Below are 22,940 nucleotides of genomic sequence, written 5' to 3'. Positions count from 1 at the left end.
TCGGATTGGCCATGTAGTACGGGCCGATCAATCTACAGAGTGGCCGTATTGGCATCAAAGGCGGCCGACCGGACCGGTGGGCCGCCTGTCCCGGCGGGCCGTTCGTTCCGCCCGACCTCTGGAGACCGCATCTCGTGATCCTCACGTACGTCCCGCTGCGCGAACGCCCCGCCCGCCGTCTTCCGCAGCTCCTTCTCGGCCTCGCCCTGTACGGCTTCAGTCTCGGGCTGATGGTCCGCGCGGGCCTCGGTCTCAGCCCGTGGAGCGTCCTCAACGAGGGCCTCGCCCATCACGCCGCGCTCAGCTTCGGCACGCTCACCACGCTGGTCGGCGCGGGTGTGCTGCTGCTGTGGATCCCGCTGCGCCAGCGCCCGACGTTCGGCACGTTCGCCAACATCCTCACGGTGGGCTGGATGTCCGACCTCGGCCTGTGGCTCCTTCCGGCGCACCCCGGCCTGCCGCTGCGCGTCGCCCTGCTGCTCGGCGGCATCCTCCTCAACGGCGTCTCGATCGCCGTCTACGTGGGCGCCCGGTGCGGGCCAGGACCGCGCGACGGCCTGATGACCGGGCTCACGGCGGCATCGGGCCGCTCCCTGCGCCTGATCCGCACCGCCATCGAGCTCACGGTCCTGGCCGCGGGCTGGCTCCTGGGCGGCTCGGTCGGCCTCGGCACCCTCCTGTACGCCCTGACCGTGGGCACGATCACGCAGTACTGCCTGCCCCGGTGCGTGTACCGGGCGCGCGGTGACGGCGGCGCCGTGCCGGGCGATGGACCCGCGCGCGGGCGGGTGGCTCACCGCACCGGCCGGGCTACGCGTCGTACACGTCCGCCTGTCGCGGTGACGCGTCCTGGACGAGACCGCTGAGCACGCCGGAGCGGTTGCCGAACTTCTCCGTGTTCACGCCGTGGTCCTCCAGGACCCTCAGGGCCGACGCGTGGACCACGCGCAGCACCGGCGTCGCGGTGCGCAGCGCGTCGTCCGCCATGAAGCGGTGGCGCCAGGGCTTGTCCGCCCAGGCGTGCCGCAGGCCGAACGGCTCCGGCAGGACCAGCTTGCCGCCCAGGTAGTCGAGGACCGGCGGGTACCAGGTGAGGGGGGCGCGCACCGCCAGGCGGACGACCTCGTCGGACTCGATCAGCGGGAGCGTCTTCTCCGTGGTCTCCCAGAAGCGGATGCTCTTGGCGACCTCCTTGGTCTTCGGCTCCGGCTTCGACGTGAACAGGGAGTGCACCGGGCCGAGCGCGTGGCCGGTGACCTCGATGCGCAGCGTCTCGTGCAGCACGGTCACCGTGATGAGCATCGTGATCACCAACTGGCCGTCCCAGAGCGTGAACTGGACGCCGAGGTAGTGCCGGTTGCCCCCGCTGAACTGCTGTTCGTTGCAGATCCGCTGTATCTCGTGCGGCCTGATCTGGTAGGTGTCGACGTCCGCGCCGGTCGGCCGCGCCACCTTCTTCGCGTTCTCCCCGATGGGGGCGACGATCCAGTGCTTGATCGACGGCGTCGGGAAGCCGCCCGTGTGCAGCGGGCCCCGCTCCAGGAGCTTGAGCTGGTCGTGGATCGCCCGTATGACGTCCCAGCTGCGGAACGGGTGGATCTCCGCGCCCTCGTCGCGCGGCACGAGGTCCTCCGCGAGCTGCCAGCTGCCCCACCGCGTGCCCATGCCCAGGATGCCCTTGGGCCCCGCGTAGAAGACCGAGTTCGCCTGCTGTTCCGCGCTCAACTTGGCCAGGCCCTGGCGCAGTTGCTCGGCGGCGGTCTCGCCGGGGCTGCCGGGCACGGCCTCCGGGACCTTGGCGCCGATGCCGCCGCCGGACAGCAGTCCGTCCCACCGGTCCCGCAGGTCCTTCGCGGTGCCCTCGCAGATCCGCCGCGCCCAGAGTCCGCCGATGACGGGCGCGACGAACGAGGCCCGCAGGTACCAGGCCAGTACGCCGGTGAACGGCAGGCGGATCAGCAGGATCACGATGGCCACGCCGATGATCGCCATGATCGCCGTCGTCACGGCCGCCCGGCCGCGGGCCTCGCGCTCCTTCTTCTTCGCCTCGCGCTTCTCCTTGGACGACTTGCCCGCGGCTTCATTGACGTCCTTCTCGGCGTCCCTCACCTTGTTGTTGTTCGTCCGGCGGATCTGGAACGCGACCAGCCAGAGCAGGAACCCGGGCAGGAACAGGATGCCGAACACCGTCGTCACGATCGTCAGGAGCGCGTCGCGCTGCCGGCGGATCCGCGTGGCGGCGAGGCAGTGCTCCACGATGACCTGGGGCTCCGTGCCGAACGACTGGATGAGCGGGTTGCGCCCCCCGCCCAGCATCCGCACCTGCACGGCCCGCGAGAACGCCTCACCGAAATCCGGGGAGAAAAGGGACCAAAGCCCCTTCTTCATCTCGGACTTGTGCCACTCGCTGTTCGCCTCTTCGATCTTCGAGGCCGGGCCGTCCCGATAGGCGGCCGAGGCGATGGCGAACGTCGCCGCGGTCTGTCCCGCGGACCCCTGCAACGGGACCTGAGCCCCAGGACTGAAATCGAATCCGTCCGCCACTGCCGCCCCCATCGCCACACGTCATCGCTGCTGCGGCTTTTCCCGACTTCCCTGCCCCGCACACCTGTTGATCAGTTCATCGTCCTGATCCCGCTGATCGTCGACCAGCGTATCCGCCCCCACCGACATCCGTCCCGGGACGGCCGAAACCACCCGTCCCCAGGGACGGGCGGCCGACCGGTCCTCAACTCCTAGGCTTTCTGCGCCTGTTCGCGGATCCGCTCGCCGATCTGGGCCGGCATCGGCTCGTGCCGCGCGTACCTGCGGCTGAAACGCGCCGTACCGTGCGACAGCGACCGCAGGTCCACCGCGTACCGCCCGATCTCGATCTCCGGCACCTCCGCCCGTACGAGCGTGCGTTTGCCCGGCGCCTGTTCGGTGCCGACGACACGGCCGCGCCGCCCGGACAGATCGCTCATCACGGCGCCCACGTAGTCGTCGCCGACCAGCACCTGCACCTCGGCCACCGGCTCCAGGAGATGGATCCGGGCGTCCGCGGAGGCCTCCCGCAGCGCGAGCGCCCCCGCCGTCTGGAAGGCGGCGTCGGACGAGTCCACCGAGTGCGCCTTGCCGTCGAGGAGCGTCACGCGCACGTCGATGAGCGGATACCCGGCCGCGACCCCGCGCGCCGCCTGCGCCCGTACGCCCTTCTCCACGGACGGGATGAACTGCCGCGGCACCGCGCCGCCGACGACCTTGTCCACGAACTCGATGCCCGAACCCCCGGGCAACGGCTCCACCTCGATCTCGCAGATCGCGTACTGCCCGTGGCCCCCGGACTGCTTCACGTGCCGGCCGCGCCCCGCCGACTTCCCGGCGAACGTCTCCCGCAGGGAGACCTTGTGCGCCACGACGTCGACCTGCACCCCGTACCGGCTGCGCAGTCGCTCCAGGGCCACGTCCGCGTGGGCCTCGCCCAGACACCACAGCACCACCTGGTGGGTGTCCTGGTTCTGTTCGAGCCGCATCGTCGGGTCCTCGGCGACCAGCCGCGACAGGCCCTGCGACAGCTTGTCCTCGTCGGCCTTGCTGTGCGCCTGGATGGCCAGCGGGAGCAGCGGGTCCGGCATGTCCCAGGGCGCCATGAGGAGCGGGTCGTCCTTCGCGGAGAGGGTGTCACCGGTCTCCGCCCGGTTCAGCTTCGCCACGCACGCCAGATCACCAGCGATGCAGTGCGTCAGCGCCCGTTGCTGTTTGCCGAACGGGGCCGACAGCGCGCCGATCCGCTCGTCCACGTCGTGGTCCTCGTGCCCGCGGTCCGCGAGCCCGTGCCCCGACACGTGCACCGTCTCGTCGGGGCGCAGGGTGCCCGAGAAGACCCGTACGAGAGAGACGCGCCCGACATACGGGTCGGACGCGGTCTTCACCACCTCGGCCACGAGCGGGCCGTCCGGGTCGCAGGCGCTGATCGCGCGGGCCTTGCCGCCGGGCGTGCTCACGACCGGCGCCGCGCGCTCCAGCGGCGTGGGGAATCCGCCCGTGATCAGTTCGAGAAGCTCGACCGTGCCGATGCCCTGCCGTGCGCCCTCGGCGGCCGGGGCCGCGGCGAGGACCGGGTGGAAGACGCCGCGCGCGACCGCCCGTTCCAGGTCCTCGACGAGTGTCTTGACGTCGATGTCCTCGCCGCCGAGATAGCGGTCCATGAGGGTCTCGTCCTCGCTCTCCGCGATGATCCCCTCGATGAGCCGGTTGCGGGCGTCCTCGATCGACGGCAGCTGCTCGGCGCCCGGTTCGGACTCCTTGCGTTCGCCCGACGTGTAGTCGTACACGCGCTGCGAGAGCAGCCCCACCAACCCCGTGACGGGCGCGTGCCCGTCCGGACCCTGCTCGCCGCGCAGCGGCAGGTAGAGCGGGAGCACGGCGTCGGGGTCGTCGCCCCCGAAGGCCGCCGCGCAGGTCCGCGTCATGTCCTCGAAGTCGGACCTGGCCGCCTCCAGATGCGTGATCACGATGGCCCGCGGCATGCCGACCGCCGCGCACTCGTCCCACACCATGCGGGTCGCGCCGTCGATGCCGTCCGCCGCCGAGACGACGAAGAGGGCCGCGTCCGCCGCGCGCAGACCGGCCCTCAGTTCCCCGACGAAATCGGCGTAGCCGGGGGTGTCCAGGAGATTGATCTTGTAGCCGCCCCAGTCCACCGGGACGAGGGAGAGCTGGACCGAGCGCTGCTGGCGGTGCTCGATCTCGTCGTAGTCGGAGACGGAGGTCCCGTCCTCGACGCGGCCGGCCCGGTTCACCGCCCCCGCGGTCAGCGCGAGGGCCTCCACCAGAGTCGTCTTGCCCGATCCGCTGTGGCCGACCAGCACCACATTCCGTACGGACGCGGGATGGTCGGCCGCCGTTGCCCTGCCGGCGGCTCCGGGGTGTGTGTTCGCCTTGTCGCCCATGCCTGTGCCTCCCGGTTGATTGCTCGGTGAGGTCCTCGGGGGCGCGGACACGCGAATCCGCGTGCGGAGGCGGCTTCGGCGACGCCCGCGGTGTCTTCGAGCTTTCCACTCCGGTCACTGTGCGTCCATACGTCGTACGCGATCGCACGCGCGCGTGGTGGCCCGGCGGCCGATCCCGGGCGCGCGTGGCTACGATGGGCCAGCCGGTGGCCAGAGGGGCCGCGCGGCACCGACCCTCGGGAAGGCCATGCTGAACAAGTACGCGCGTGCATTCTTCACGCGTGTCCTCACACCGTTCGCCGCGTTTCTCATCCGTCGCGGGGTCAGCCCCGACACGGTCACGCTCCTGGGCACCGCGGGAGTCGTGGCGGGAGCGCTGGTCTTCTACCCGCGCGGAGAGTTCTTCTGGGGCACCGTCGTCATCACGCTGTTCGTCTTCTCGGACCTCGTCGACGGCAACATGGCGCGCCAGCTCGGCCGGACGAGCCGCTGGGGCGCGTTCCTCGACTCCACGCTCGACCGTGTCGCCGACAGTGCCATCTTCGGCGGCCTCGCCCTCTGGTACGCGGGCTCGGGGAACGACAACGTGCTCTGCGCCGTGTCGATCTTCTGCCTCGCCAGCGGCCAGGTCGTGTCGTACACGAAGGCACGTGGAGAATCGATCGGCCTGCCCGTCGCCGTGAACGGTCTCGTGGAGCGCGCCGAGCGGCTCGTCATCTCGCTGGTCGCCGCGGGCTTCGCCGGACTGCACAAGTTCGGCGTGCCGGGCATCCAGTACCTGCTGCCCGTCGCCCTGTGGATCGTCGCCGTCGGCAGCCTCGTCACGCTGATCCAGCGTGTGGTCACCGTGCGCCGCGAGTCCGCCGAGGCCGACGCGGCCGCGTCGGCCGGCGCCCAGGAGGAGGCCGCCTCGTGAGCGGCGCGCAGGAGAAGGTCAGCGACGCGCTCTACGGGCTCGGCTGGGCCACCGTCAAGAAGCTCCCCGAGCCGGTCGCGAACCGGCTGGGCCGCACCATCGCGGACATCGCGTGGAAGAAGCGCGGCAAGGGCGTGCTGCGCCTGGAGTCCAACCTCGCGCGCGTGGTGCCCGACGCCACGCCCGAGCGGCTCAAGGAGCTCTCCAAGGCGTGCATGCGCTCGTACCTGCGCTACTGGATGGAGTCCTTCCGGCTGCCCGCGTGGAGCAAGCAGCGCATCAAGGACGGCTTCACGCCCAAGGACCTCCACTACCTCACCGAGGGCCTGGACGCCGGCAAGGGCGTCGTCCTCGCCCTGCCCCACATGGGCAACTACGACCTCGCGGGCGCGTGGGTCACCACCAAGCTGGAGACCCCGTTCACGACGGTCGCCGAGCGGCTCAAGCCGGAGACCCTGTACGACCGTTTCGTCGCCTACCGGGAAGGGCTCGGCATGGAGGTGCTGCCCCACACGGGCGGCGTCGCCTTCGGGACCCTCGCGCGGCGGCTGCGGGCCGGCGGGCTCGTGTGCCTGGTCGCCGACCGCGACCTGTCCGCGTCGGGCGTCGAGGTGAAGTTCTTCGGCGAGGCCACGCGGATGCCGGCCGGACCTGCCATGCTCGCCCAGCAGACCGGCGCGCTGCTCCTTCCTGTCACCCTCTGGTACGACTCGTCCTCCATAATGCGAGGCCGGGTCCACCCGCCCGTCGACGTACCGGAGACAGGCACGCGGGCCGAGAAGACGTCTGTCATGACGCAGGCGCTGGCCGATGCCTTCGCCACGGGGATCGCGGACCATCCGGAGGACTGGCACATGCTGCAACGACTGTGGCTCGCGGACCTCGAGAAAGCACCGAACTTCGAGGAGCGGCCGGCGTGAGGATCGGAATCGTCTGCCCGTACTCGTGGGACGTGCCGGGCGGCGTCCAGTTCCACATCCGCGATCTGGCGGAGCACCTCATCGCCCTGGGGCACGAGGTCTCCGTCCTCGCCCCGGCGGACGACGAGACCCCGCTGCCGCCGTACGTGGTGTCGGCGGGCCGCGCGGTCCCGGTGCCCTACAACGGCTCGGTGGCGCGCCTCAACTTCGGCTTCCTGAGCGCCGCGCGTGTGCGGCGCTGGCTGCACGACGGCACGTTCGACGTGATCCACATCCACGAGCCGGCCTCCCCGTCGCTCGGCCTCCTGACGTGCTGGGCGGCGCAGGGCCCGATCGTGGCCACGTTCCACACGTCGAACCCGCGCTCGCGGGCCATGATCGCCGCGTACCCGATCCTCCAGCCCGCCCTGGAGAAGATCAGCGCGCGCATCGCGGTCAGCGAGTACGCCCGCCGTACGTTGGTCGAGCACCTGGGCGGCGACGCGGTCGTCATTCCGAACGGCGTCGACGTGGACTTCTTCGCGCGGGCCGAGCCCAAGCCCGAGTGGCAGGGAGAGACGCTCGGCTTCGTCGGGCGCATCGACGAGCCCCGCAAGGGCCTGCCGGTCCTCATGAAGGCGCTGCCGAAGATCCTCGCCGAGCGGCCGCGGACGCGGCTGCTCGTGGCGGGGCGCGGCGACGAGAAGGAGGCCGTCGCGTCGCTGCCGAAGGAGATGCGCGAGCGCGTCGAGTTCCTCGGCATGGTCAGCGACGAGGACAAGGCCCGCTTCCTCGCCAGCGTCGACGTGTACGTCGCCCCGAACACCGGCGGCGAGAGCTTCGGCATCATCCTGGTGGAGGCCATGTCCGCGGGCGCCCCGGTGCTCGCCTCGGACCTGGACGCCTTCACCCAGGTCCTCGACCAGGGCGGCGCGGGCGAGCTCTTCACGAACGAGGACGCGGACGCCCTCGCCACGGCCGCGATCCGCCTCCTCGGCGACCCCGAGCGCCGTGCGGAACTGCGCGAGCGCGGCAGCAAGCACGTACGCCGCTTCGACTGGTCGACCGTCGGCGCGGACATCCTGAGCGTGTACGAGACGGTGACGCAGGGCGCGGCAGCCGTGGCGGCGGACGAGCGGACGGGGCTGCGGGCCCGGTTCGGCCTCGCCCGCGACTGACACCGGCGCGGGACCGGCCGCGGCCCGCCACGGGCTGACCGGGGCGGGCCGCGCCGACGGTAGCCTTGCCGCCCGTGACCGTCACCCTCATCTGGATCGCCGTAGGCCTCTTCGCGATCGGGCTCTACCTGAGCTGGACCGCGGGCCGCCTCGACCGCCTGCACGCCCGCATCGACGCGGCCCGCGCCGCCCTCGACGCCCAACTCCTGCGCCGCGCCTCCGTCGCCCAGGAACTGGCCACGTCGGGCGTCCTCGACCCGGCCGCCTCGATCGTCCTGTACGAGGCCGCGCACGCCGCGCGGCAGACGGAGGAGGAGCAGCGCGAGGTCGCCGAGAGCGAGCTCAGCCAGGCGCTCAGGGCGGTCTTCAACGAGCCGGACCAGGTCGAGGCCGTCCGCGCGGCCCGCGGCGGCGAGGAGGCCGCCGAGGAACTGGCCCAGGCGGTGCGCCGGGTCCCCATGGCCCGCCGCTTCCACAACGACGCCGTCCGCGCGGCCCGCGCCCTGCGACGGCACCGCGCGGTGCGCTGGTTCCGGCTCGCCGGACACGCCCCGTTCCCGCTCGCCTTCGAGATGGACGACGAGCCGCCGACGGCCCTGGCCGACCGGCCCACGAGCTAGATGTATTGATCACGAGCGTTGTTGACACTGGCGGGTCTTGATCATGGCGAAGACCTCCGGTGTGGTGGAGCTGTCTAGGACTGCACCACACGGAGGTCTTCGTGTCCCACCGTAATGCCCGGCTGACCGTGCACGGCAGGCGCCTGCTGGTCGAACGTGTCGCGTCCGGCCGTCCCGTCGCCCATGTCGCCGCCGAGATGGGCATCTCGCGGGCGACCGCCCATAAATGGCTCCGGCGGTGGCGAGCCGAGGGCGGGGCGGGCCTGGCCGACCGCTCCAGCAGGCCTTTGACGACACCGCATCGGACCCCGGCGAGTATCGAGGCCGACGTCTGCCGGCTGCGGACCGACCGCAAGCTCGGGCCGGCCCGGATCGGCCCGATCCTGGGACTGCCCGCCTCGACCGTGCACCGCGTTCTGACCCGCCACCGGCTGAACCGGCTGTCCTGGATCGACCGGCCGACCGGCACCGTGATCCGCCGTTACGAACGCGACCGGCCCGGCGAACTGATCCACATCGACGTGAAGAAACTCGGCCGGATTCCCGACGGCGGCGGCCACAAGGCCCTGGGCCGCCAGGCCGGCCGCGTCACCCGCAACAACATGGGTTACGACTACATCCACTCGGCCGTCGACGACCACTCCCGCCTCGCCTACAGCGAGATCCACCCGGACGAGAAGGCCGCGACCTGCGCGGCCTTCCTCACCCGCGCGGCCGCGTTCTTCGCCGAGATGGGCATCACCCGCATCGAACGCGTGCTGACGGACAACGCCTGGGCCTACCGCAAGGGCCTGGCCTGGAAGAACGTCCTGGCCGAACTCGGCGCGAGTGGCAAGCTCACCCGCGCCTACCGGCCCCAGACCAACGGCAAGGTCGAACGCTTCAACCGCACCCTGCTCGAGGAATGGGCCTACCTGCGGCTCTACACCTCAAACGACGAACGCACCGCGGCCCTGGCAGACTTCCTGCACACCTACAACCACCACCGCAGCCACACCGCACTCGGCGGCCAGCCACCCATCACCCGCGTCAACAACCCTGCGGGTCAATACAGCTAGAGCGGGCCGGGCCGGGCCGGGTGGGGTCGGGCCTGGTCGGTTCGATCGGGGCAGGTCAGCACGCGGCAGGCTCAGGATCACAGGCCAAAAGGAGCCACCGCCTACCCATTGGCCCTTGTAGTGGCCTGGTGCACAGGCGTTTCCTCGGTGCAGTACCAAATGCTCTCCCCAGAGTTCACCGCGTTCACCGAGTGAGGTCACCCGTGTCCACCAGCACCCAGTCCACGTCCGCCGCTCCCGCCACCGGCACCGCCCGCGTCAAGCGAGGCATGGCCGAGCAGCTCAAGGGCGGCGTGATCATGGACGTCGTCAACGCCGAGCAGGCGAAGATCGCCGAGGACGCCGGCGCCGTCGCCGTCATGGCGCTGGAGCGGGTCCCCGCCGACATCCGCAAGGACGGCGGCGTGGCGCGCATGTCCGACCCGAACATGATCGAAGAGATCATCGGCGCCGTCTCGATCCCGGTCATGGCCAAGTCGCGCATCGGCCACTTCGTCGAGGCCCAGGTCCTCCAGTCGCTCGGTGTCGACTACATCGACGAGTCCGAGGTCCTCACCCCGGCCGACGAGGTCAACCACAGCGACAAGTTCGCGTTCACGACCCCGTTCGTCTGTGGCGCCACCAACCTGGGCGAGGCACTGCGCCGCATCGCCGAGGGCGCGGCCATGATCCGCTCCAAGGGCGAGGCCGGCACCGGCAACGTCGTGGAGGCCGTGCGCCACCTGCGCCAGATCAAGAACGAGATCGCCAGGCTGCGCGGCTTCGACAACAACGAGCTGTACGCCGCCGCCAAGGACCTGCGCGCCCCGTACGAGCTCGTCAAGGAGGTCTCCGAGCTGGGCAAGCTGCCGGTGGTCCTCTTCTCCGCCGGTGGTGTCGCCACCCCGGCCGACGCCGCGCTCATGCGCCAGCTCGGCGCCGAGGGCGTTTTCGTCGGCTCCGGCATCTTCAAGTCGGGCGACCCGGCCAAGCGCGCCGCGGCCATCGTGAAGGCCACCACCTTCTACGACGACCCCAAGATCATCGCGGACGCCTCCCGCAACCTCGGCGAGGCCATGGTCGGCATCAACTGCGACACCCTGCCCGAGGCCGAGCGCTACGCGAACCGGGGCTGGTGACCCGCTCCATGAGTGCCACCCCCGTCATCGGAGTCCTGGCGCTCCAGGGCGACGTACGGGAGCACCTCATCGCCCTGGCCACGGCCGACGCCGTGGCCAGGCCGGTGCGGCGCCCCGAAGAACTGGCCGAGGTCGACGGTCTGGTCATCCCCGGCGGCGAGTCGACCACGATCTCCAAGCTGGCCCACCTGTTCGGCCTGATGGAGCCGCTCCGCGCGCGCGTGCACGCCGGAATGCCCGTCTACGGGACATGCGCGGGACTGATCATGCTCGCCGACAAGATCCTCGACCCGCGCTCGGGTCAGGAGACCATCGGCGGCATCGACATGATCGTGCGCCGCAACGCCTTCGGCCGTCAGAACGAGTCCTTCGAAGCGGCGGTCGACGTAGCGGGCGTCGAGGGCGATCCTGTAGAGGGTGTCTTCATCCGCGCTCCCTGGGTGGAGTCCGTGGGCGCCTCCGTGGAGGTGCTCGCCGAGCACGGGGGACACATCGTCGCCGTACGGCAGGGAAGCGCCCTGGCGACGTCGTTCCACCCGGAACTCACGGGCGACCACCGGATCCACAGCCTGTTCGTGGACATGGTGCGGGCGAAGGCCGCGTCGGGATCCTTGTAGGATCTCGAGGGGTCCCCCCGCCCTTCAGGCAGGGGGAGTTCGTTCTAGAGGATGCTTACGCGAAGGAGACAGGCAGATGTCCGGCCACTCTAAATGGGCTACGACGAAGCACAAGAAGGCCGTGATCGACGCCAAGCGCGGCAAGCTCTTCGCGAAGATGATCAAGAACATCGAGGTCGCGGCCCGCACCGGCGGCGCCGACGTGTCCGGTAACCCGACGCTGTTCGACGCCATCCAGAAGGCGAAGAAGAGCTCGGTCCCGAACAAGAACATCGACTCCGCGGTCAAGCGTGGCGCCGGTCTCGAAGCCGGCGGCGCCGACTACGAGACGATCATGTACGAGGGCTACGGCCCGAACGGTGTCGCGGTGCTCATCGAGTGCCTCACCGACAACCGCAACCGCGCCGCCTCGGACGTGCGCGTCGCGATGACCCGCAACGGCGGCAACATGGCCGACCCGGGCTCCGTGTCGTACCTGTTCCACCGCAAGGGCGTCGTCGTCGTCCCCAAGGGCGAGCTGACCGAGGACGACGTCCTGGGCGCGGTGCTCGACGCCGGTGCCGAGGAGGTCAACGACCTGGGTGAGTCCTTCGAGGTGCTCTCCGAGGCCACCGACCTGGTCGCGGTCCGCACCGCGCTCCAGGAGGCCGGCATCGACTACGACTCGGCCGACGCCAACTTCGTCCCGACCATGCAGGTCGAGCTGGACGAGGAGGGCGCGCGCAAGATCTTCAAGCTGATCGACGCCCTCGAGGACAGCGACGACGTCCAGAACGTCTTCGCGAACTTCGACGTCTCCGACGAGGTCATGGAGAAGGTCGACGCCTGACGTCACCTCAGCGACGGGCCGACGGGACACACTCCGTCGGCCCGTCGCTTTGTCGGTTTGTCAGAGGTCCCCGATACCCTGCACAAACAGGTGAGCGAAGTTGGGGGCGAGGCGTGCGCGTACTGGGCGTGGACCCGGGTCTGACCCGGTGCGGTGTGGGCGTGGTCGAGGGGATCGCCGGCCGCCCCCTGACGATGCGCGGCGTCGGTGTCGTGCGGACCCCGCCGGACGCCGAGTTGGGCCACCGCCTCGTCGCGATCGAGCAGGGCATCGAGCAGTGGCTCGACGAGCACGACCCCGAAGTCCTCGCCGTGGAGCGGGTGTTCAGCCAGCACAACGTGAGCACGGTGATGGGCACCGCCCAGGCCAGTGCGGTCGCCATGCTGTGCGCGTCACGCCGCGGCATCCCCGTCGCCCTGCACACGCCCAGCGAGGTCAAGGCCGCCGTCACCGGCAGCGGACGCGCCGACAAGGCCCAGGTCGGCGCCATGGTGACCCGGCTCCTGCGGCTCGACGCGCCCCCCAAGCCGGCCGACGCCGCCGACGCGCTCGCCCTCGCCATCTGCCACATCTGGCGCGCCCCCGCGCAGAACAGACTCCAGCAGGCCGTGGCCCTGCACGCCGCTCAAGCATCCAAAGCACTGAAAGGCCGTACCGCATGATCGCCTTCGTCAGCGGCCCGATCGCCGCACTCGCACCCGACGCCGCGGTGGTCGAGGTCGGCGGTGTCGGCATGGCCGTCCAGTGCACGCCGAACACGCTCTCCACGCTCCGCCTCGGCCAGCAGGCCAAGCTCGCCACCTCCCTCGTCGTACGGGAGGACTCGCTCACCCTGTACGGCTTCGCGGACGACGACGAGAAGCAGACGTTCGAGCTGCTCCAGACCGCGAGCGGCGTCGGCCCGCGCCTGGCCCAGGCCATGCTCGCCGTGCACAGCCCCGACGCCCTGCGCCGCGCGGTCTCCACCGGTGACGAGAAGGCGCTCACCGCCGTCCCCGGCATCGGCAAGAAGGGCGCCCAGAAGCTCCTCCTCGAACTGAAGGACCGGCTCGGCGAGCCCCTCGGCACCGGCGGCCCCGCCATCGGCACCGCCGTCACCAGCGGCTGGCGCGAGCAGCTGCACGCCGCGCTCATCGGCCTGGGATACGCGACCCGAGAGGCCGACGAGGCCGTCTCCGCGGTCGCCCCGCAGGCCGAGGCCATGGAGGGCACCCCCCAGGTGGGCCCGCTCCTCAAGGCGGCCCTCCAGACCCTCAACCGCACCCGCTAGCCGCCGCCCCCCTCCCCTCCAGACCCGTAACGCGAGGCACACCACATGAACTGGGACGAGACGACCGACGAAGGCGCCCCCCAGGCCGCCGACCGGCTCGTCGGTGCGTCGGCCGACGGCGAGGACCAGGCCGTCGAGGCGGCCCTGCGCCCCAAGGACCTGGGCGAGTTCATCGGCCAGGAGAAGGTCAGGGAGCAGCTCGACCTCGTGCTGCGCGCCGCCCGCGCGCGTGGCGCCACCGCCGACCACGTCCTGCTCTCCGGCGCCCCCGGCCTCGGCAAGACCACCCTCTCCATGATCATCGCCGCGGAGATGGGTGCCCCGATCCGCATCACCAGCGGCCCGGCGATCCAGCACGCGGGCGACCTGGCCGCGATCCTCTCCTCCCTCCAGGAGGGCGAGGTCCTCTTCCTCGACGAGATCCACCGGATGTCGCGGCCCGCCGAGGAGATGCTCTACATGGCGATGGAGGACTTCCGCGTCGACGTCATCGTCGGCAAGGGCCCCGGCGCCACCGCCATCCCGCTCGAACTGCCCCCCTTCACCCTGGTCGGCGCCACCACGCGCGCGGGCCTGCTGCCGCCCCCGCTGCGCGACCGCTTCGGCTTCACCGCGCATATGGAGTTCTACGAGCCGGCCGAGCTGGAGCGGGTCATCCATCGCTCCGCGAGCCTGCTCGACGTGGAGATCGACACGGTGGGCGCGGCGGAGATCGCCGGGCGCTCCCGCGGCACGCCCCGTATCGCCAACCGACTGCTGCGCCGGGTGCGCGACTACGCCCAGGTCAAGGCCGAGGGCCGGATCGACCGCGACATCGCCTCCGCCGCGCTCGCCGTGTACGAGGTGGACGGCCGCGGCCTCGACCGCCTCGACCGGGCCGTCCTGGAAGCCCTGCTCAAGCTGTTCGGCGGGGGACCGGTGGGCCTGTCGACGCTCGCCGTGGCCGTGGGGGAGGAGCGCGAGACCGTCGAGGAGGTGGCCGAGCCCTTCCTCGTACGCGAGGGTCTGCTGGCCCGAACCCCCCGGGGCCGGGTCGCCACTCCGGCCGCCTGGGCCCACCTGGGGCTCACTCCGCCCCAGGGGAGAACGGGCGCAAGCGGACAACAGGACCTCTTCGGGGCGTGACGGCGCGGGTACTCGCGGGGCCTGGAACCCCGGTGCCATGCTGAGCGTTGTTCCCAGATGGCGGACTCGCTTAGACTCCGCCGACGTCGTCGTTACCGTTTACGGTCGACGGCCGCCCCCAGAACCCAACAAGGCCGCTCCCCGGCGCGGTCGTATGAAGGAAGTTCCCACCCGTGAGTCTCGTGACCCTCCTCCCGTTCATCGTGCTCATCGGGGCCATGTTCCTGATGACCCGGTCGGCCAAGAAGAAGCAGCAGCAGGCCGCCACGATGCGCAATGAAATGCAGCCCGGTTCCGGCGTCCGCACGATCGGGGGCATGTACGCGACGGTCAAGGAGGTCCACGACGACGCGGTCCTCCTCGACGCCGGCCCCGGCGTCCACCTCATGTTCGCGAAGAACGCGATCGGTGCCGTGCTCTCCGACGACGAGTACAACCGCATCGTGCACGGCGAGGAGGCCGGCGACGACGAGCTGACCGACGACGCCGTCGTTCCGGACGACGCGTCCTCCCTCACCGAGACCGACGAGACCGCCGCTGACGACTCGCGCATCGACCTCGGCAAGAAGGACGTCGAGGCCGAGAAGGCCGACGACGCCGAGGCGAAGAAGACCGACGGCGAGTCCGACGCGAAGTAGTCACGGCAGGAACCGCGGGCGACGCTCGTCCCCCCGCGGTTCCCGTTCGTGAGTGCCCCGCGCGGAGTGTCGACCATTTCATGGCCGTCCGAGCACGAATCCCGATGCCGGACGGATGGAGAGGGAGTACGAGAAGGTGGCCACACCTAAAAAGAGCCGAGGGGCAGGTGCCCCGAGCAAGCCGGGCCGTGCTCTGAGCCTCATCGTGATCATCATGGTGGCGCTCGTCGGTGGGATGTTCATCTCGGGGACGTTCACCCCGCGACTGGGCATCGACCTCGCGGGCGGCACCAGCATCACGCTGGAGGCCAAGAACGAGCCGGGCAAGCCCAACGCGATCAACAAGACCAACATGGACACGGCGGCGGACATCATCAACCGCCGTGTCAACGGCATGGGTGTCTCCGAGGCCGAGGTCCAGACGCAGGGCAACAACAACATCATCGTCAACATCCCCAAGGGCACGAACCAGAAGCAGGCGCGCGACCAGGTCGGTACGACCGCGCAGCTCTACTTCCGCCCGGTGTTGACGGTGGCCGCCGGCGCGCCCGCCGCGGACTCCTCCACGAGCCCGTCGCCGAGCGCCTCGTCGAGCAGCAAGGCGACCGACAAGGCCACGGACAAGGCGACCGACACGGCGTCCTCCTCGGCCACGCCGTCCGCCTCCGCCACCTCGCAGGGCCGCGCCGTCAGTGACGGCCTCAAGGCCGACTCCACGCCGAGCGCGTCCGCGAGCGCCGACGCCAAGGCGTCCGCGACGCCGTCCGCGAGCGCCTCCGCCGACCCGGCCACGGCCGCGCTGGAGAAGAAGTTCACGGCTCTGGACTGCACCGACTCCAAGGCCCGTACCGCGGTCAACGAGGGCGCCAAGGCGACCGACACCATCGTCGCCTGCGGCAAGGACTCGTCCGGCGCCTGGGAGAAGTACATCCTCGGCGCGTCCGAGGTGAACGGCAAGGACGTCAAGAAGGCCTCGGCGGGCATCAACCAGCAGTCCGGCCAGTGGGTCGTCAACATGGAGTTCACGGGCTCCGGCTCGAAGAAGTTCGCCACGACGACCAGCAAGCTCAAGGACCAGCAGTCGCCGATGAACCAGTTCGCCATCGTGCTCGACGGCGACGTGGTCTCCGCCCCCAGCGTCAGCTCCACCCTGAGCCAGAGCGCCGAGATCTCCGGCAGCTTCAACCAGGAGTCCGCCAAGGACCTGGCCAACGTGCTCTCGTACGGCGCCCTGCCGCTGACCTTCCACGAGCAGAGCGTCACCTCGGTGACCGCCACGCTCGGCGGTGAGCAGCTGGAAGCCGGTCTGATCGCCGGCGCCATCGGTCTCGCCCTGGTCGTCATCTACCTGGTGGTCTACTACCGCGGTCTGTCGGTCGTGGCCCTCGCCTCGCTGCTGACCTCCGGCATCCTCACGTACACGCTGATGACGCTGCTCGGCCCGACGATCGGCTTCGCGCTGAACCTGCCGGCCGTCTGCGGCGCGATCGTGGCCATCGGCATCACCGCGGACTCGTTCATCGTGTACTTCGAACGGATCCGGGACGAGATCCGGGAGGGCCGTTCCGTGCGGCCCGCCGTGGAGCGTGCCTGGCCGCGTGCCCGGCGCACCATCCTGGTCTCCGACTTCGTGTCGTTCCTCGCGGCCGCGGTGCTCTACGTCGTGACGGTCGGCAAGGTGCAGGGCTTCGCGTTCACGCTCGGCCTGACCACCCTGCTCGACGTGGTCGTGGTCTTCCTCTTCACGAAGCCGCTGATGACGGTCCTGGCCCGCACGAAGTTCTTCACGAGCGGCCACAAGTGGTCCGGCCTCGACCCCAAGCGCCTCGGCGTGCAGCCCCCGCTGCGCCGCACCCGCCGTGCCTCCGCTCCCGTCGACCCGAAGGAGGCGTGAGATGTCGAAGCTCGGCAATCTCGGCGCCAAGCTGTATCGCGGTGAGGTCGGCTACGACTTCATCGGCAAGCGCAAGATCTGGTACGGCGTCTCGATCCTGATCACCATCACGGCCATCCTCGGCTTGTCGGTGCGCGGCCTGAACATGGGCATCGAGTTCGAGGGCGGCGCGACCTTCACGACGCCCAAGACGAGCGTCTCCGCCTCGCAGGCGGAGGAGTACGCCACGGAGGCGTCCGGCCACGCCGCGACCGTGCAGGAGCTCGGCACGGGCGGTCTGCGCATCCAGGTCGCCGGCATCGACACCGGCGAGTCGGACAAGATCAAGGCCGAGCTGTCCAAGGACATGGGCATCCCCGCCGACAAGATCAACGCCGAACTGGTGGGTCCCAGCTGGGGACAGTCGATCGCCAACAAGGCATGGCAGGGCCTGGCCATCTTCATGGTCCTCGTCGTGATCTACCTGGCGATCGCCTTCGAGTGGCGGATGGCACTGGCGGCCCTGGTCGCGCTCATCCACGACATCACCATCACCGTCGGGATCTACGCCCTGGTGGGCTTCGAGGTCACGCAGGGCACGGTGATCGGTCTGCTGACGATCCTCGGTTACTCGCTCTACGACACGGTCGTCGTCTTCGACTCCCTCAAGGAGCAGACGAAGGACATCGAGAAGCAGACCCGCTGGACGTACAGCGACGTCGCCAACCGGTCGATCAACTCCACCCTGGTCCGCTCGATCAACACCACGGTCGTGGCGCTCCTGCCGGTGGCGGGCCTGCTGTTCATCGGCGGCGGCTTCCTCGGCGCCGGCATGCTGAACGACATCTCGCTGTCGCTCTTCGTCGGCCTCGCCGCCGGCGCGTACTCGTCGATCTTCATCGCCACTCCGCTGGTCGCCGACCTCAAGGAGCGCGACCCGAAGATGAAGGCGCTCAAGAAGCGGGTGCTCGCCAAGCGGGCCGCCGCTGCCGCCAAGGCCGACACGGCCGCCGTCGTCGGCCACCAGGCCGCCGGCGCGGAGCTGGACGAGCCGGACGACGACGCCGCCCCCGCGGGCGCGGGGCCGCGCAGCCAGCCGTCCCGCAACCGTGGTCGTGGCCGCCCCTCGGGCAAGCGCCGCTGACCCGGAACGACACGCGCGCGGGCGCCAGGAGCCGTCGAGGCCCTGGCGCCCGCGTCGTTGCGTCACCGGCCCTGCTGCTAGGGTTGACGACCGCGCAGGACCCCTCAAAATTTCACCGACACACACGCTGAGGTGCAGAAGTGACCGACATCAAGGAGCTGCTCCTCAGCCGCATCCGCGACGTGCAGGACTACCCGGAGCCCGGTGTCCTCTTCAAGGACATCACGCCGCTGCTCGCGGACCCGGCGGCCTTCACGGCCCTCACCGACACCCTCGCGGAGCTGTGTGTCCGGCACGGCGCCACCAAGGTCGTCGGCCTGGAGGCGCGCGGTTTCATCCTCGGCGCCCCCGTCGCGGTCCGCGCGGGCCTCGGCTTCATCCCCGTACGCAAGGCGGGCAAGCTCCCCGGGGCGACGCTCGCGCAGTCGTACGACCTGGAGTACGGGTCCGCCGAGATCGAGGTGCACGCCGAGGACCTCAGCGCCGACGACCGCGTCATGGTCATCGACGACGTGCTGGCCACCGGCGGCACCGCCGAGGCCGCCCTGCACCTGATCCGCCGGGCCGGCGCCCAGGTCGCGGGCGTGGCCGTTCTGATGGAGCTGGGCTTCCTGCCGGGCCGCGCACGCCTGGAGCCGGCGCTCCAGGACGCCCCGCTCGACGCCCTGCTCGTGGTGTAGAACACCAGCTCACAGCCGTATCGGCGGGCCCGGAGGAATCCGGCGCCCGCCTCTGGTGTTTCTTCCGTACGAAGGCGTCTCACCGGCCGAATGCGGTGGGTGGGCGCCGGATCGATACCATGGGCTCTCCGGGAACCGAACGGGGACCCGTCGCGCACGAGGAGCGCCGTTGCCAGACGAGGCCAAGCCACTCATCGCCGCCAAGCCCGACCAGCAGGCCGATCAGGCCGCGGCTCCCACCGGCACGCCCGCGAAGAAGGCGCAGCCGGCCTCGCCGAGCGGCCCGGCGGCCGAGCAGCCACGGCCCAAGCCCTCCGCCGAGAAGCCGGCGCCCGAGCCGTCGCGCGCCACACCCGCGCCGGCGATCCGCGCCGCGGCGAACCAGCCTGCGGCCCGCTCCGGCTCCTCCAACCGCGTCCGCGCCCGTCTCGCCCGTCTCGGCGTGCAGCGCTCGAACCCGTACAACCCGGTCCTCGAGCCGCTGCTGCGGATAGTGCGCAGCAACGACGCCAAGATCGAGACGTCGACGCTGCGCCAGATCGAGCGCGCCTACCAGGTCGCCGAGCGCTGGCACCGCGGTCAGAAGCGCAAGAGCGGCGACCCGTACATCACGCACCCGCTCGCCGTCACCACGATCCTCGCCGAGCTCGGCATGGACCCGGCGACGCTGATGGCCGGTCTGCTGCACGACACCGTCGAGGACACCGAGTACGGCCTGGACACCCTGCGCCGCGACTTCGGCGACCAGGTCGCCCTGCTCGTCGACGGCGTCACCAAGCTGGACAAGGTCAAGTTCGGCGAGGCCGCGCAGGCCGAGACCGTGCGCAAGATGGTCGTCGCCATGGCCAAGGACCCCCGCGTCCTGGTCATCAAGCTCGCCGACCGCCTGCACAACATGCGCACCATGCGGTACCTCAAGCGCGAGAAGCAGGAGAAGAAGGCGCGCGAGACCCTGGAGATCTACGCGCCGCTCGCCCACCGCCTGGGCATGAACACCATCAAGTGGGAGCTGGAGGACCTCGCGTTCGCGATCCTCTATCCCAAGATGTACGACGAGATCGTGCGGCTCGTGGCCGAGCGCGCGCCCAAGCGCGACGAGTACCTGGCCATAGTGACCGACGAGGTGCAGTCCGACCTGCGCGCGGCCCGCATCAAGGCGACCGTCACCGGCCGCCCGAAGCACTACTACAGCGTCTACCAGAAGATGATCGTCCGCGGCCGTGACTTCGCGGAGATCTACGACCTGGTGGGCATCCGTGTCCTCGTCGACACGGTCCGCGACTGCTACGCGGCCCTCGGCACCGTGCACGCGCGATGGAACCCGGTCCCCGGCCGGTTCAAGGACTACATCGCGATGCCGAAGTTCAACATGTACCAGTCGCTGCACACGACGGTCATCGGCCCCAACGGCAAGCCCGTCGAGCTCCAGATCCGTACGTTCGACATGCACCGCCGCGCCGAGTACGGCATCGCCGCGCACTGGAAGTACAAGCAGGAGGCCGTCGCCGGCGCCTCCAAGGTGCGCTCCGACGCGCCCAGGACGACCGGCAAGGACGACCACCTCAACGACATGGCGTGGCTGCGCCAGTTGCTCGACTGGCAGAAGGAGACCGAGGACCCGGGCGAGTTCCTGGAGTCCCTGCGCTTCGACCTGTCGCGCAACGAGGTCTTCGTGTTCACCCCGAAGGGCGACGTCATAGCGCTCCCGGCCGGGGCGACACCGGTGGACTTCTCGTACGCGGTCCACACGGAGGTCGGCCACCGGACCATAGGAGCACGCGTCAACGGACGCCTCGTGCCCCTCGAATCCACCCTGGACAACGGCGACCTGGTGGAGGTCTTCACCTCCAAGGCCGAGGGCGCGGGCCCGTCCCGCGACTGGCTCGGCTTCGTCAAGTCGCCCCGCGCCCGCAACAAGATCCGCGCCTGGTTCTCCAAGGAGCGCCGCGACGAGGCGATCGAGCAGGGCAAGGACGCCATCGTCCGCGCCATGCGCAAGCAGAACCTGCCGATCCAGCGGATCCTCACCGGCGACTCGCTCGTGACGCTCGCGCACGAGATGCGCTACCCCGACATCTCGTCGCTGTACGCCGCCATCGGCGAGGGCCATGTCACGGCGCAGTCCGTCGTGCAGAAGCTCGTCCAGGCGCTCGGCGGCGAAGAGGCCGCCAACGAGGACATCGCCGAGAGCACCCCGCCCTCGCGCGGCCGCTCCAAGCGGCGCTCCAGCGCCGACCCGGGCGTCGTCGTCAAGGGCGTCGACGACGTGTGGGTCAAGCTCGCGCGCTGCTGCACGCCCGTGCCCGGCGACCCGATCATCGGCTTCGTCACGCGCGGCAGCGGCGTATCGGTTCACCGCAGCGACTGCGTCAACGTGGACTCGCTGTCCCGTGAACCGGAGCGCATCCTCGAGGTCGAGTGGGCGCCCACCCAGTCCTCGGTCTTCCTGGTCGCCATCCAGGTCGAGGCCCTGGACCGCTCGCGGCTCCTGTCCGACGTGACCCGGGTCCTGTCGGACCAGCACGTGAACATCCTGTCCGCGGCCGTCCAGACGTCCCGCGACCGGGTGGCCACCTCGCGGTTCACCTTCGAGATGGGCGACCCGAAGCACCTCGGCCATGTGCTGAAGGCCGTGCGCGGCGTCGAGGGCGTCTACGACGTCTACCGCGTGACATCGGCCCGCAGGCCCTGACGGCTCACGTGCAGGAGGCCCCCGGCAGCATCTGCCGGGGGCCTCCTGCACGTACGGGAGAGGGCGGTCAGCCGCCGAACTCCTCCAGTCCCTTCAGCGCCGAGTCGAGCAGCGCCTGGCGGCCGTCCAGCTCGCGCTGGAGCTTGTCCGCCTTCGCGTTGTTGCCCTGCGCGCGGGCCTGCTCGATCTGGCCCTTGAGCTTGTCGACCGCGGCCTGCAACTGACCGGTCAGACCCGCGGCACGCGCGCGTGCCTCCGGGTTCGTCCGGCGCCACTCGGCCTCCTCGGACTCCTGGAGGGCGCGCTCCACGGCCTGCATCCGGCCCTCGACCTTGGGACGGGCGTCGCGCGGGACGTGGCCGATGGCCTCCCACCGCTCGTTGATCGAGCGGAAGGCGGCGCGGGCCGCCTTCAGGTCCCCGATCGGCAGGAGCTTCTCGGCCTCGTCGGCCAGCTCCTCCTTGAGCTTCAGGTTCTCGCCCTGCTCGGCGTCCCGCTCCGCGAAGACCGCGCTGCGCGCCGCGAAGAACACGTCCTGGGCGCCGCGGAAGCGGTTCCACAGGTCGTCCTCGAACTCGCGCTGGGCCCGGCCCGCCGCCTTCCAGTCCGTCATCAGCTCGCGGTACCGGGCCGCCGTGGCGCCCCAGTCCTGCGAGTTCGACAGCGCCTCGGCCTCGGCGACCAGCTTCTCCTTGGTCTTGCGGGCCTCCTCGCGCTGCGCGTCGAGGGACGCGAAGTGCGCCTTGCGGCGCTTGGAGAACGCCGAGCGGGCGTGCGAGAAGCGGTGCCACAACTCGTCGTCCGACTTGCGGTCGAGCCGCGGCAGGCCCTTCCAGGTGTCCACCAGGGCGCGCAGCCGCTCGCCGGCCGCCCGCCACTGCTCGGACTGGGCCAGCTCCTCCGCCTCGACGACCAGCGCCTCCTTGGAGTGCCGGGCCTCGTCGGACTGCTTGGCCTTCTGGACCTTGCGCTCCTCGCGCCGGGACTCGACGCTCTCCACCAGCTTGTCGAGCCGCTTGCCGAGCGCGTCCAGGTCACCGATGGCGTGCGCGTCGGTCACCTGGTCCCGCAGGTGCTCGATCGCGGTCATGGCGTCCTTGGACGACAGGTCGGTCGTCTGCACCCGGCGCTCGAGGAGCCCGATCTCGACGACCAGACCGTCGTACTTGCGCTTGAAGTAGGCAAGAGCCTCGTCGGGCGAACCAGCCTTCCACGAACCGACTTCACGCTCAGTGCCGTCGGCCGAACGCACGTACACGGTCCCCGTCTCGTCGACGCGGCCCCACGGGTCGCTGCTCACAGCGCCTCCTCCACATGATGCCTGCGGGCGGCTCGTGGCCCCCGGGCATCGT

At 70.5% G+C, this 22,940-nt stretch carries 20 protein-coding genes; 17 read left to right on the top strand and 3 right to left on the bottom strand.

Annotated features, from left to right (window positions below):
• Positions 1-134 precede the first annotated feature (134 nt).
• Positions 135-866: a hypothetical protein gene (locus V2W30_RS06815; protein ID WP_338694474.1), complete on the top strand. Its 732-nt coding sequence runs from the start codon at positions 135-137 to the stop codon at positions 864-866.
• Here V2W30_RS06815 and V2W30_RS06810 read toward each other — a convergent pair.
• Both V2W30_RS06810 and V2W30_RS06805 read right to left on the bottom strand, forming a co-directional pair.
• The gene (locus V2W30_RS06810; protein ID WP_338694472.1) at positions 811-2,556 is read right to left on the bottom strand and encodes a hypothetical protein; all 1,746 of its coding nucleotides are present in this window, start codon (positions 2,554-2,556) and stop codon (positions 811-813) included. The two genes, V2W30_RS06815 and V2W30_RS06810, sit on opposite strands and share 56 nt — an antisense overlap.
• Positions 2,557-2,735: 179 nt before the next feature.
• Positions 2,736-4,931, bottom strand: a complete 2,196-nt coding sequence (locus tag V2W30_RS06805; protein WP_338694471.1) for an elongation factor G-like protein EF-G2 — start codon at positions 4,929-4,931, stop codon at positions 2,736-2,738.
• 247 nt (positions 4,932-5,178) lie between these two features.
• Between V2W30_RS06805 and pgsA the strand changes: the two genes are divergently transcribed.
• The 16 genes from pgsA (at position 5,179) to V2W30_RS06725 (ending at position 21,588) form a co-directional block, all read left to right on the top strand.
• Positions 5,179-5,847 (top strand): phosphatidylinositol phosphate synthase, encoded by a 669-nt coding sequence (gene pgsA, locus V2W30_RS06800; RefSeq protein ID WP_338694469.1) that lies wholly within the window; start codon positions 5,179-5,181, stop codon positions 5,845-5,847.
• Entirely contained in the window at positions 5,844-6,767 is a 924-nt protein-coding gene (locus V2W30_RS06795) for a phosphatidylinositol mannoside acyltransferase (RefSeq protein WP_338694468.1), read from the top strand. Before pgsA ends, V2W30_RS06795 begins: the two co-directional genes overlap by 4 nt.
• A complete protein-coding gene (locus V2W30_RS06790; protein ID WP_338694466.1) occupies positions 6,764-7,924 on the top strand; it encodes a glycosyltransferase family 4 protein in 1,161 nt (386 codons plus the stop codon). The genes V2W30_RS06795 and V2W30_RS06790 overlap by 4 nt, the downstream gene beginning before the upstream one ends.
• A 74-nt stretch (positions 7,925-7,998) precedes the next feature.
• The gene (locus V2W30_RS06785; RefSeq protein ID WP_338694464.1) at positions 7,999-8,544 is read left to right on the top strand and encodes a hypothetical protein; all 546 of its coding nucleotides are present in this window, start codon (positions 7,999-8,001) and stop codon (positions 8,542-8,544) included.
• 101 nt (positions 8,545-8,645) lie between these two features.
• Positions 8,646-9,602 carry an IS481 family transposase gene (locus V2W30_RS06780; protein WP_338694463.1) on the top strand — a complete coding sequence of 319 codons (957 nt, stop codon included), beginning with the start codon at positions 8,646-8,648 and terminating at the stop codon, positions 9,600-9,602.
• Between the two features lie 203 nt (positions 9,603-9,805).
• Positions 9,806-10,720 (top strand): pyridoxal 5'-phosphate synthase lyase subunit PdxS, encoded by a 915-nt coding sequence (gene pdxS, locus V2W30_RS06775; protein WP_425244498.1) that lies wholly within the window; start codon positions 9,806-9,808, stop codon positions 10,718-10,720.
• Positions 10,721-10,728: 8 nt separating this feature from the next.
• A complete protein-coding gene (gene pdxT, locus V2W30_RS06770; RefSeq protein ID WP_338694461.1) occupies positions 10,729-11,337 on the top strand; it encodes a pyridoxal 5'-phosphate synthase glutaminase subunit PdxT in 609 nt (202 codons plus the stop codon).
• Positions 11,338-11,413: 76 nt separating this feature from the next.
• On the top strand, positions 11,414-12,166 hold the full coding sequence (locus tag V2W30_RS06765) for a YebC/PmpR family DNA-binding transcriptional regulator (protein ID WP_338694459.1): 753 nt from the start codon (positions 11,414-11,416) through the stop codon (positions 12,164-12,166).
• Between the two features lie 113 nt (positions 12,167-12,279).
• The gene (gene ruvC, locus V2W30_RS06760) at positions 12,280-12,828 is read left to right on the top strand and encodes a crossover junction endodeoxyribonuclease RuvC (protein WP_338694458.1); all 549 of its coding nucleotides are present in this window, start codon (positions 12,280-12,282) and stop codon (positions 12,826-12,828) included.
• Positions 12,825-13,436, top strand: a complete 612-nt coding sequence (gene ruvA / locus V2W30_RS06755; RefSeq protein WP_338694456.1) for a Holliday junction branch migration protein RuvA — start codon at positions 12,825-12,827, stop codon at positions 13,434-13,436. Before ruvC ends, ruvA begins: the two co-directional genes overlap by 4 nt.
• A gap of 45 nt (positions 13,437-13,481) precedes the next feature.
• Positions 13,482-14,561: a Holliday junction branch migration DNA helicase RuvB gene (gene ruvB / locus V2W30_RS06750; RefSeq protein ID WP_338694455.1), complete on the top strand. Its 1,080-nt coding sequence runs from the start codon at positions 13,482-13,484 to the stop codon at positions 14,559-14,561.
• A gap of 173 nt (positions 14,562-14,734) precedes the next feature.
• A complete protein-coding gene (gene yajC, locus V2W30_RS06745) occupies positions 14,735-15,199 on the top strand; it encodes a preprotein translocase subunit YajC (protein ID WP_338694454.1) in 465 nt (154 codons plus the stop codon).
• 136 nt (positions 15,200-15,335) lie between these two features.
• Positions 15,336-17,093, top strand: a complete 1,758-nt coding sequence (secD, locus tag V2W30_RS06740; protein WP_338703509.1) for a protein translocase subunit SecD — start codon at positions 15,336-15,338, stop codon at positions 17,091-17,093.
• 1 nt (position 17,094) lies between these two features.
• Positions 17,095-18,216 (top strand): protein translocase subunit SecF, encoded by a 1,122-nt coding sequence (gene secF / locus V2W30_RS06735; protein ID WP_338694452.1) that lies wholly within the window; start codon positions 17,095-17,097, stop codon positions 18,214-18,216.
• A 140-nt stretch (positions 18,217-18,356) separates the two neighbouring features.
• Positions 18,357-18,896 (top strand): adenine phosphoribosyltransferase, encoded by a 540-nt coding sequence (locus tag V2W30_RS06730; protein WP_338694450.1) that lies wholly within the window; start codon positions 18,357-18,359, stop codon positions 18,894-18,896.
• Between the two features lie 169 nt (positions 18,897-19,065).
• On the top strand, positions 19,066-21,588 hold the full coding sequence (locus tag V2W30_RS06725; protein WP_338694448.1) for a RelA/SpoT family protein: 2,523 nt from the start codon (positions 19,066-19,068) through the stop codon (positions 21,586-21,588).
• 67 nt (positions 21,589-21,655) lie between these two features.
• Here V2W30_RS06725 and V2W30_RS06720 read toward each other — a convergent pair whose 3' ends face one another.
• A complete protein-coding gene (locus V2W30_RS06720) occupies positions 21,656-22,888 on the bottom strand; it encodes a DUF349 domain-containing protein (RefSeq protein ID WP_338694446.1) in 1,233 nt (410 codons plus the stop codon).
• Positions 22,889-22,940 lie beyond the last annotated feature (52 nt).

This window comes from Streptomyces sp. Q6, from assembly GCF_036967205.1.
GTDB lineage: Bacteria > Actinomycetota > Actinomycetes > Streptomycetales > Streptomycetaceae > Streptomyces > Streptomyces citrinus.
The sequence above is the reverse complement of the archived record's forward strand: the minus strand, read 5'-3'. Positions and strand labels throughout refer to the sequence as shown.